This window comes from Psychrobacter sp., assembly GCF_036731945.1.
Classification (GTDB): domain Bacteria; phylum Pseudomonadota; class Gammaproteobacteria; order Pseudomonadales; family Moraxellaceae; genus Psychrobacter.
This window is the reverse complement of the sequence record NZ_DAINDI010000051.1, coordinates 6304-16786: the sequence shown is the minus strand read 5'-3', so window position 1 is coordinate 16786 and position 10483 is coordinate 6304. Positions and strand designations below refer to the sequence as shown.

Below are 10483 nucleotides of genomic sequence, written 5' to 3'. Positions count from 1 at the left end.
CTATTGGCACTTTATCAGGCATTGTCGACCATCGCAGAAGTGGTGGTGGTTGCGCCAAGCAACGAGCAGAGCGGCTGCGCAAGCGCTTTGAGCATCTCAACGCCGTTATATACCCATAAGTTAGATTCGGGTTTTATAGCGGTCAATGGTTCACCTGCTGATTGTATCTACTTGGCGTTACATGAACTTTATCCTCATATCCGTTTTGACTGGGTGATTACTGGCATCAATTCCGGTGCCAATCTCGGTCAGGACGTGTTATTTTCGGGTACTTTTGGCGCGGCATTGACCGCGCAGCTTTTTGGCATACCAGCGATCGCAACCTCTTTGGTAGGTGGCGGCACAAAAAATGATGAGCAGCAAGCCAGTCATTATCAAATGGCGGCCAACGAGATTGTCAAACTCATGACCGATACACCGATATTGGAGGCTTGCAAAAATTTGCCCTATCATGTATTAAACGTTAATATTCCTGATATTGATAGTGCCGATGCGATTAAAGGTCGAAAAATAACAGCGCTGAGTCACAGTCAGATTGCGCGTCCCGTTCATCATGTGGTCGATCCACGCGGACGCGATGCCTACTGGCTATCGTTACGCAAACGCCAACGGGAATTATTAACAGACGACGCAAGTATTGAATCAGCAGAAATACAGATGATGGATGACCAAGCGGTGGCAGCAGGGTATATTAGTCTATCGCCTGTGCGCCTGCACCATACACCAGCCGAGACCCTTGCGTCACTCTCAGCCTTAGTACTGTAACTTGGTACTATAATTAGTGCTGTAAATTGACCGATTTATCTAAGTTTATGATGATATTTGCCCGTGCTTAAATTGGCCAATACTCAAGTTTATTAGCACTAAATTTATTAGAGCTTAAAATCGCTAAAAACCATTTATTATTGAATGAGCTAAAAACCATTGGTTATTAAATGCATAATTATGGTGTTTAGGACATTAAACGTTATAACCGTTAGCAAAATGCTTGTGAGTAACACAAGGAGTTTGTGAGTAACATAAAGAATAGGAAATCTTGTATGAAGAAGCTTATTGCTGGATCACGCTTAGCAACCCTAGCCTTGATGGGAACATTGACAGCAGCGACCGTGACGATGGTCGGCTGTGCCACCAAGCCCACTTATCAAGGCGCTAATCAGGGTCCGAAGATTATCACCAACGGACAAGGCGTGCCCAATTATTATCGCGTAGAGCGTGGCGATACCGTCAGTCAAATCGCCCAGCGCTATCGTCTCAATTATCGCCAAATCGGCGCGATCAATGGCTTAGATAGCAAATATACGATTTATAGTGGTCAATGGCTAAAATTATGGCAAGGCGAGCCAGTAAGCGCCAATAATAACAATCGCTATAACGCCCCTGTTCAAACACGGCCACAGCCGAGTTATACACCGCCTGTGAACAATACTCCGAACTATTCGCAAACGCCTGTTTATGAAGTGACCGCCAACGCAACGTCTGGTTATGAGTATCCAAGTCGCAACCAAGTGATTCGTAACTTTGATGCTGCTGCCGGTAATATGGGTATGTGGTTTGCTGGTAATGTCGGTGATCCAGTGCTTGCCAGCCAATCGGGTACGGTGCTTTATTCAGGTAACGGCCTGCCTGAGTATGGCAACCTGATTATGATTCGTCATAGCGATAACTACATTACTGCTTATGCGCATAACAGTGCCTTGCTGGTAAAAGAAGGTGAAGCAGTACAGCGCGGTCAGCGTATTGCAAATATGGGTAGCAGCGGCGAGACCAACCAAGTCGGTTTAGAATTCCAAGTACGCCTAAATGGTAACCCTATCGACCCACGTGCGGTGCTTGGACGTTAAATTTTAAGACGTTAGATTTTAAAACGTTAAATTTGCTGCAATTTTTTAGTGGCTGTTAATTGTTATTGCTTGCTCGCTATTAATTATTAGCTATCAGTTGCTTTACTTATTCATATTTGAGAAATTTATGTTATTAAACAAACAATACCTTGCCCTGTTTCCCGCGTTAGTCATGGTCGGCTGTACCAGTCAGCAGGCAATGCAAAAGCCGAGTACCCCTGTACGCCAAGGTAATGTGCAAATTACCCAGACTCAAACCATTCAGGTTAAGCCAACGCCTGTACCAGTCGTCAAGCCGCAGCCAGTTAAACCAAGTTATAACAGTTTTTCTGATTGGAAGTCTGACTTCTCGATGCGCGCCATTGCAGCGGGTCATGATGCTTCAACCGTGCGTCGTTTAATGGATACGGCTTATTTAAACCAGCAAGTTATCTCGCTGGATTCAGGGCAGCCAGAGTTTTCTAAAATGCCTTGGGAATACGTTGATTCTGCCGTAGCAGATGGTCGCGTAAGCACTGGTAAGCGTAAGTTTGCCGAGCAACGCGCCTTTTTATCACAGTTAGAGTCGCAATATGGCGTCAATGCAGAAATCATCGCCGCGATTTGGGGCATGGAGTCGTCATACGGCGTGGTGACGGGTAATAGCAGCATACCAAGCTCGCTTGCCAGCCTTGCTTATGATGGTCGTCGCCAAGAGTTTGCCGAAACTCAGTTGTTGTCATTAGCGACGCTATTGCAGCGCGGTGATGTGTCTTGGTCGCAGCTCGATGGTTCTTGGGCAGGCGGCATGGGTCAGACGCAGTTTATCCCTGATACGTGGCTGAAACACGGTGTTGATGGTGATGGCAATGGTCATCGTAACCCGTGGTCAATGAGCGATGCTTTGGCCTCTACTGCCAATTACCTGAGTAATTCAGGTTGGGTGCGAGGCCTGGCGCCATTTTATGAAGCGACTGTACCTGCGTCGTTTGATTACTCAACGGTTGGTACCAAGCAACCTGCAGCCAGATGGGCGGCGATGGGCGTGGATACCATCGCTGATGTTTACTTAGATGCCAATACGAAAATGGAGCTATGGCTACCCGCCGGTAAAGATGGTCCCGTCCTATTACTTAGCCCAAACTTTGATGTCATCAAAGTTTATAATAACTCATCGAACTATGCGTTAGGTGTCAGCCTACTTGGTAAAGCGCTGGCAGGTCAGGGCGGCTTACAAAAATCATGGCCGCGCTATGAGCGTCCATTATCGACCGCGCAAGTGCGTAATTTGCAGCAGCGTTTAACCAGCATGGGTTATGATACCAAAGGCGCTGATGGCATCGTCGGTACCAATACGCGTAAGGCATTCCAGCGCTGGCAAGTAGACAACGGTCAAACGCCAGATGGTTTTATTACCCAACGTAGTGCGTCTTCATTGGCAGGATGGTGAGACAGGGTAAAGTCGTTGTTTTTGGATAATCGTTATTTACAACGATGGTTTAAAAAATAATGTTAACAATAAAAAAACTCCGTGCTAAGCGGAGTTTTTTTTCATACAATTTCATAAAAATTGTAGCAGCAGTTTAGATAGAGTTTAGACAGTCATCTTAAACTCAATCAACTCAAACTCAGTAGCATTATCGCCTGTATCGGCATCTGCTGTCACTGCCCCCATCACCGCACTGACTTTTGGCTGGCGTGACTCTTTATCAAGCAAGCGCCAATCACCAAGTACGTAGCGTTTTTTATCGGACGTTGCCTGATGAATGGCTGGGCGATGGGTATGACCATGTAACAACGCATCGTTATCAGCTACGGCTTGTATTACTGCATCATCCATGATATAAGCGGCTTTGTTGGCATTATTTTGCTGACTTTTTTGCCGTAATTTATCGGCAATCGCTAAGCGTTTTGTCAGCGATTTATTGAGTAAATACCACTGGGTCAAACGGTTACGCATCATCTTGCGAAAGAACTGATATTTTTTATCATCGGTACATAAAGCATCGCCGTGTTCTAAGCGATAGCTCTGCTGTCCGACGGTTAAATAATACGGCTCATAGATAAGCTCGCCACCGAATAAACTGCAAAATGGCTGACCTAAGAGAAAATCACGGTTGCCATGCATGACCAATATCTCACAGCCAGCTATCCGTAGTTTTTTTAGTTTAACGATAAGCGGCGTGAGCCAATGGCTTTGGCGCGCGTTTTCTGACAAAGTCAAATAAGCATCATCGCCAATCCAAACTTCAAACCAATCACCTAAGACAAATAAGCGTTTAAGCTGAGGTAGGGCAAGGCAATCATCAAGCAGTGCCAAAAAAGCCTGCACTAAGGCAGGCTCTTCTGGCGATAAATGCAAATCGCTAATCAAAACTTGCCGCACCTCATGGGGGCGAGTCGTGATTAAATGATTAAAGCTTTGCATGTATCTTTATCCTCATAAGGTAAGATAAGCGGCTATTAATGACAAACCGCTTATCTTATACCGTTTATAAAAAAACGATTATTGCGTAACGATGGTCGCAGAGTTGATAACGACAGGCTCGTTTGGCACATCAGCATGCATGCCAAAACGACCGGTTGGTACGCCGCGCATTTTGTCGATAACATCCATGCCGCTGGTGACTTTACCAAATACGGTATAGCCCCAACCTTGCATGTTTTTGCCAGAGTGGTTTAGGAAATCGTTGTCTTTTACGTTAATAAAAAACTGGCTGGTTGCTGAATGCGGGTCTTGCGTACGGGCCATCGCAATCGTACCTTTGTCATTTTTCAAGCCATTGTCCGCTTCGTTTTCAACGGGTGCATTGGTAGCTTTTTCATTCATATCAGCGTCCATACCGCCGCCTTGAATCATAAAGCCGTCAATGATGCGATGAAAAATCGTTCCGTCATAATGCCCAGATTTAACATAGTTTAAAAAATTTTCGACCGTTTTTGGCGCTTTTTCTTCATTGAGTTCGATAACGATCGCACCCATATTGGTGTCAAGTTCTACTACTGGTGGCATGTCTACCATGTGATATTCCTTTTTGATTATAGCGTCTAAAATAACGCTGTTAAGTGGTGGTTAAAAAGTTGCTGACTAAAAAGTTATGGCTAGTCTAACGGCTTTTTTGTCGTCTGTCATGTATCAGGCTGTTAATGCCTTTGCAAAAGCTGATAGAATAACGCAACGTTATCTTTTATCAGCGATTTTTGATTGATTATTTTAAATTTTCTTATTTTGAACCTTTTATAAAGCGTAATGACACGTGTTAAAGGCTGAAACCTTGCGCTAGGAGCAATGAGTAATGAGTGAGCACTCAAGCAACAATGTACAAAAAGACGAACAAAAAAATGACTTTATTCGTAATATCATTCGCGATGATGTCAAAGCGCAAAAATATCCGCAAATCGTGACGCGCTTTCCGCCTGAGCCAAACGGCTATTTGCACTTAGGTCATGTCAAATCTATCTGCTTAAACTTTGGTATCGCCGAAGAGTTTGGCGGCGTTTGTAACTTACGCTTTGCTGACACCAACCCAACCGCAGAAAAGCAAGACTATATTGATAAAATGGCTTGGCTTTGAGTGGGCAGGCGAGGCGCACCATGCGTCAGGCTACTTTGACCAGTTGTATGCATGGGCTGTACAGTTGATTGAACAGGGTGATGCTTATGTAGACTTGCAATCGCCTGAGCAAATTCGCGATAACCGTGGCTCATTTAACGAAGCTGGCACGCCGTCGCCGCAGCGTGGTGCCAGTGTTGAAGAAAACTTAAAACTCTTTAATGATATGAAAGAAGGCAAGTTTTCTGAAGGCAAAGCCGTGCTGCGTGCCAAGATTGACATGGCAAGCCCAAACATGAATATGCGCGACCCTGTTATCTATCGTGTTATGCATCAAGTGCACCATCAAACCGGTGATAAATGGTGTATTTATCCGATGTACGATTTTGCCCATCCGCTCTCTGATGCACTCGAAGGCATTACCCATTCGTTATGTACACTGGAATTTGAAGACCATCGTCCGTTTTATGATTGGGCGGTTGAAAAAATTGGCTTTGATGTGCCGCCGCACCAGTACGAGTTTAGTCGTCTAAACGTCGACCATACCTTGACCAGTAAACGCAAATTAAAGCAGTTGGTTGATGAAGGTATTGTTAGCGGTTGGGATGATCCACGTATGCCGACGATTGCAGGTATGCGCCGCCGCGGTTATACGCCTGAAGGTTTACGCGATTTTAGTGAACGCGTCGGTGTGACTAAAGTAGACAGTGTCGTTGATTTTCGTCTATTAGAATTTAGTATTCGTCAGTCATTAGAGACGACGACGGCGCGCGGTATGGCGGTTCTCAAGCCGTTAAAAGTGACGATTACTAACTTTAGCGATGCGGTTAGCAGTTGGGAATCACAAAAGGCTGATAGCGTCAATGCGCGCTGGGACGATGATGCACAGACCTTATGGCTCACGCAGCCAAACCATCCAAATGTCGAGATGGGCGAGCGTGAAATTCCTTTCACTGAGACCTTGTATATTGACCAAGGCGATTACGAGATTGAACCGCCAGCAGGCTATAAGCGTTTATCTCCAGAAAAGCCAGAAATCCGTCTGCGTAACACTTATGTGTTGGCAGTGACTGAGCATATTCTTGATGACGCTGGCAATGTTGTTGAGCTAAAAGCCACGATTGACCCTGCGACTTTGGGTAACAATCCTGAAGGCCGTAAGGTTAAAGGCGTGATTCATTGGGTATCAGCCAGCCAAGGCGTCCCAGCAACCGTGCGTATGTATGAGCAGCTATTTAGCGCTGAAGACCCAAGTAGCGTCGCCGACGTTCATCAAGCGCTAAATCCTAACTCATTGATTGAGCTCGATGCCGTAGTTGAGCCATCGCTGGCAAATAGCAATGCTGGTACGCGTTTTCAGTTCGAGCGTGAGGGCTACTTTATCGCTGATAGTAAAGACCACACGAGCGACAAGCCAGTGTTTAATCAAATCGTGAGCTTACGTGACAGCTATAAACCGGCTTAGTGTAGAATTATTGGCTTTATTAACCGTGTTTAAAACGCTACTTGACAGTAGTGGTTTTCAAAATAGCCCATTTCTAGTACGCTAGAGATGGGCTTTTTTTATGAGCATGGATTATCTTCAGGGCTTCAGACATAGTAATTTGGTTAAGGCTTTAAATGCAAACTTACGAGCTTAGTAATAAATGGCATAAGCGCATTACAATCCATCACAAGACATTCATAACAAGTTTGCTAAGATAGAAGAGAATTCTTGCTGACGTACTTTGAGTTATTGTGTAGTATTGACCAAGTACGTTGATCGCTAGGAATATTTATAATTAAGTTAATTTATAACTAGGTACATTTATAACAATAGAGCGCATGGATACCTTTAGGGGTGAACAAATACTAACGCTCATCACTCATATAAATAAGGAATAAAGCATGGCAAATTTACGTTTAGGTGATACCGCCCCAAACTTTGATGCAAGCACCACAGAAGGTGATATCAACTTTTATGATTGGGCAGGGGACAGCTGGGTAGTATTATTTTCGCATCCTGCTGATTATACGCCAGTCTGTACCACTGAGCTTGGGCGTACGGCGGCATTAGGCGGCGAGTTCCAAAAGCGCAATGTAAAAGCAATTGCCTTATCAGTTGACGGCCTAGACGATCATAAAGGCTGGGCCAAAGATATCGAAGAAACCCAAGGTACCGCCGTTAACTTCCCTATCATTGCGGACTCAGATCGCAAAGTGGCGGATCTTTATGACATGATTCATCCAAATGCCGACAATACCGCGACGGTTCGAAGTGTGTTTATCATTGATCCAAACAAAAAAGTACGCTTAACCCTGACTTATCCAGCTAGCTGTGGTCGTAACTTCGATGAAATCGTCCGTGTTATCGATGCGATGCAATTGTCTGATGAGTATAATGTCGCAACGCCAGTTGATTGGAAAGAAGGCGATGACGTTATCATTCCACCAAGCGTGAAAAATGAAGATATTCCCGCCAATTATCCAAAAGGCCATACTGAGATTAAACCATATCTACGTACCACGCCTGCGCCTAACAAATAAGTTAAGCATATTAGGCGGTTGCCCAAGCAGTTGTTTCAAGTTAATAAGCCCTATGATGTCATGTTATAGGGCTTTTACTTTTTTAGCTTTTCAGCCTTTTATTAGAACAGCATATTGCATGAGGTTTTGTTATGATAATAACAGGCTGAAATGTCTAAACATGATATTTATAATTTTATCCATAGCCGATAATGCGATAACCATAATAAAACCAAAGGACGCTGAGTCGCTTTAAAACCGTCTTACAAGGAGTTTGCCATGAAAAAATTATACTTAACCCGTACCGCCCCAAATCCACGTAAAGCGCTTATTTTATTGGCATCAAAAGGTATCGATGTCGATGATATGGATGATCTTGATGTGGTCGATATCGACTTCGCTACCAATGAGCAGATGTCCGAGGAATTTACCAAAATCAATCCCATGCAGACGGTGCCGGTATTAACCTTGGATGATGGTACGGTGCTGAATGACTCGCAGGCGGTATGCGAGTATCTCGACCGTGTTTATGGCGAGCGCTCGGTGATGGGTAATGACGTCGTACAGCGGGCGCAAGTATGCTCGATGCGCCGTATTGCTGAGTTTGAGGTGCTATACAACTTTATGCTGGCGTTTCAGCATAGCCATCCGTCCAAAGCGCAGCGTGTCGAGCAAGTACCTGAGTTTGTTGCGCCCTCTATTGCCCGCGCGATAAAAGCCCTACCTTATTTTGAAAATGCCTTAAACGGTCATGATTATTTGGTCGGTGAGCAGTTAAGTTTTGCCGATATCGTACTGTATTTGGGTCTAGATTTTGGTAAAGCGCTGAAAGTTAATCCAAACGAGCAGGGCGAAAATTTGGCACGTTTTTATCAAATGATGCATGAGCGCTTTAGTATTAAAAATATGGCAAAAGCCAAACCTGCTTATGATGAATGATAAGGTCGCCTTATAAATCGAGCTTTACATAGCCAGAAGCCTTAATGCGCTAACCACCATATTAGCCAGTTAAGGCTTTTTTTTGATTGCAAAATTAGAAAAACTATCGAAAACAGTTACTATCAATCTATAAAATTAAACACTTTGTAACAATAATAGATAACATCGGCGCTATAGTGGTCAAATTATGAACACTTTACAAAAATAGATACAATTGCGATTTGTATAGTAAAAACTTCGTATGTTAAAAAGCGGAATATCGAAAAGGTTTACTCACAAGGTATGACTGTTATGACCTCATCTTTTGACACCCAATGTTTTACGGAATCATCTTTTATAAAATCTTTGGCTAGATTTGCTGTATTGCCTAGCATTCTAGCGGTAAGTCTGGCATTAACTGCCTGCCAAGAAGCCTCAGTGCCAGGCGAGAATGATGTACAGACAGAAAATGCTAACGAAGTCGATGGTAATGCTGCTACGCCTGATGCTACGCTAGAAAACGATGAGTCCAAGGCGGCTGAGATGAGCACTGAAGAACAAATGATAGCCAATCTTACCCGTTATCGCTGGACACTGATGTCTGCAAGCGATAAAGGCGCCCAGCCACTAAATACATTGCTCGATATCAAAGACCAAGTGCGCTTGAGCTTTAGCCAATACCAAGGCGAGAATAGCCTAAATTATAGTGTCGGCTGCAATACCATGAGCGCAGGATATCAGCTTCAAGGTCAGACGTTGACCATCGAAGACGGTATGAGCACCAAAATGTCGTGCGGTGAGCTTGATAAGGCTGAAAACCAATTGAATGAGCTAATGCAAGGCGAGAATCAATTGACCTTAGTATTAGACGCCAATATCGAAAACGGTCGTGCTGAGAGCGCAACGGCTGAAAGTCGTCAACCAATCTTAACGCAAATCACAAGCGACGCGGCGACGCTAGTTTGGGCAGGTAAGTTAACCTCACAAGCCAAATATAACAGTAAAGGTGAAACGGTATTTTGGGCGGTCAATGCTAAGAAAGTAGCCTGCGCCGACAAGAGCTCAGAGTTATGCTTACAAGTAAAACCCATTACTTATGATGACCAAGGTCTCAAGGTTAGCGAAGGTGAGTGGACAGCCTTTAACGGTGAAATCGATGGCTATCAGCCCGATGGTATGCACGATGAAGTACTACGTCTCCAGCGCTATGAGTTAGACGCTAACGAGAATGCAGATGCGCAAGAATATGCCTATGTACTCGATGCAGTGATTGAGAGTAGCGTGGTAGAGTAATGCTTTGTTAGAGTAGGTTTGTTGGTCATTTTCATTATTTTAAACGATGACTCAAATAGAAGAGATAATTTAAACGAAAAACACGCGCCGTTTGCACGCGTGTTTTTTTATGGGCGTTTGCTTTATTTTATAAATATCTGTTTTTATATTAACGTAAATTGCCTAAGTCTTCTTCGGTCAAACGCCAGCGGCCTTTTTTCTTCGAAGCGCCGCGTCCGCGCATGGCGCTATTCATTATGAGTTTGTTCATTGAATGGCTTGAGTGCGCATGGCAAATGGCACAGGCAAGGCCATCAGCGGCATCTTGCTGGGGCACCACCTCTAACGCCAAAATGCGGCAGACCATCTCTTGGACTTGTTCTTTAGCGGCTGCACCATAGCCGCAAACCG

Annotated in this window: 9 protein-coding genes and 1 pseudogene; 7 read left to right on the top strand and 3 right to left on the bottom strand. The window is 44.4% G+C overall.

All coding sequences use genetic code 11. The features are described 5' to 3' along the window. From surE to V7D75_RS10630, 3 genes are all read left to right on the top strand, one after another. A partial coding sequence (surE, locus tag V7D75_RS10640; RefSeq protein ID WP_333614539.1) for a 5'/3'-nucleotidase SurE occupies positions 1 to 765 on the top strand: 765 nt, incomplete at its 5' end. Positions 766 to 1040: 275 nt separating this feature from the next. After that, positions 1041 to 1844 (top strand): peptidoglycan DD-metalloendopeptidase family protein, encoded by an 804-nt coding sequence (locus tag V7D75_RS10635; protein WP_333614538.1) that lies wholly within the window; start codon positions 1041 to 1043, stop codon positions 1842 to 1844. Between the two features lie 127 nt (positions 1845 to 1971). Then, positions 1972 to 3273, top strand: coding sequence for a lytic murein transglycosylase (locus V7D75_RS10630; RefSeq protein ID WP_333614537.1), 1302 nt, complete (start codon positions 1972 to 1974; stop codon positions 3271 to 3273). A gap of 144 nt (positions 3274 to 3417) precedes the next feature. Here V7D75_RS10630 and V7D75_RS10625 read toward each other — a convergent pair whose 3' ends face one another. Together V7D75_RS10625 and V7D75_RS10620 are read right to left on the bottom strand one after the other, a co-directional pair. After that, positions 3418 to 4251: a UDP-2,3-diacylglucosamine diphosphatase gene (locus tag V7D75_RS10625; RefSeq protein WP_333614536.1), complete on the bottom strand. Its 834-nt coding sequence runs from the start codon at positions 4249 to 4251 to the stop codon at positions 3418 to 3420. Between the two features lie 78 nt (positions 4252 to 4329). Further along, complete coding sequence (locus V7D75_RS10620; RefSeq protein WP_442968952.1) at positions 4330 to 4845, bottom strand: peptidylprolyl isomerase; 516 nt, start codon at positions 4843 to 4845, stop codon at positions 4330 to 4332. Positions 4846 to 5119: 274 nt separating this feature from the next. Here V7D75_RS10620 and V7D75_RS10615 point away from each other — a divergent pair. The 4 genes and pseudogenes from V7D75_RS10615 (at position 5120) to V7D75_RS10600 (ending at position 10093) form a co-directional block, all read left to right on the top strand. Next, positions 5120 to 6842 (top strand): annotated as a pseudogene (locus tag V7D75_RS10615) (glutamine--tRNA ligase/YqeY domain fusion protein). 422 nt (positions 6843 to 7264) lie between these two features. Beyond that, positions 7265 to 7903: a peroxiredoxin gene (locus tag V7D75_RS10610; RefSeq protein WP_102076822.1), complete on the top strand. Its 639-nt coding sequence runs from the start codon at positions 7265 to 7267 to the stop codon at positions 7901 to 7903. Between the two features lie 258 nt (positions 7904 to 8161). Next, the gene (locus V7D75_RS10605; protein ID WP_068406659.1) at positions 8162 to 8821 is read left to right on the top strand and encodes a glutathione S-transferase family protein; all 660 of its coding nucleotides are present in this window, start codon (positions 8162 to 8164) and stop codon (positions 8819 to 8821) included. Between the two features lie 291 nt (positions 8822 to 9112). Further along, the gene (locus V7D75_RS10600) at positions 9113 to 10093 is read left to right on the top strand and encodes an META domain-containing protein (RefSeq protein ID WP_333614535.1); all 981 of its coding nucleotides are present in this window, start codon (positions 9113 to 9115) and stop codon (positions 10091 to 10093) included. Between the two features lie 148 nt (positions 10094 to 10241). On the opposite strand, the gene V7D75_RS10595 is transcribed toward V7D75_RS10600, so the two are convergent. Next, the coding region (locus tag V7D75_RS10595; RefSeq protein WP_333614534.1) for a crossover junction endodeoxyribonuclease RuvC at positions 10242 to 10483 on the bottom strand (242 nt) is incomplete at its 5' end.

What these genes read in the sequence shown, in the direction of transcription:
- V7D75_RS10635 (WP_333614538.1), top strand. Translation starts at nt 1,041, where the DNA reads ATGAAGAAGCTTATTGCTGGATCACGCTTAGCAACCCTAGCCTTGATG.
- V7D75_RS10630 (WP_333614537.1), top strand. Translation starts at nt 1,972, where the DNA reads ATGTTATTAAACAAACAATACCTTGCCCTGTTTCCCGCGTTAGTCATG.
- V7D75_RS10625 (WP_333614536.1), bottom strand. Translation starts at nt 4,251, where the DNA reads ATGCAAAGCTTTAATCATTTAATCACGACTCGCCCCCATGAGGTGCGG.
- V7D75_RS10620 (WP_442968952.1), bottom strand. Translation starts at nt 4,845, where the DNA reads ATGGTAGACATGCCACCAGTAGTAGAACTTGACACCAATATGGGTGCG.
- V7D75_RS10610 (WP_102076822.1), top strand. Translation starts at nt 7,265, where the DNA reads ATGGCAAATTTACGTTTAGGTGATACCGCCCCAAACTTTGATGCAAGC.
- V7D75_RS10605 (WP_068406659.1), top strand. Translation starts at nt 8,162, where the DNA reads ATGAAAAAATTATACTTAACCCGTACCGCCCCAAATCCACGTAAAGCG.
- V7D75_RS10600 (WP_333614535.1), top strand. Translation starts at nt 9,113, where the DNA reads ATGACCTCATCTTTTGACACCCAATGTTTTACGGAATCATCTTTTATA.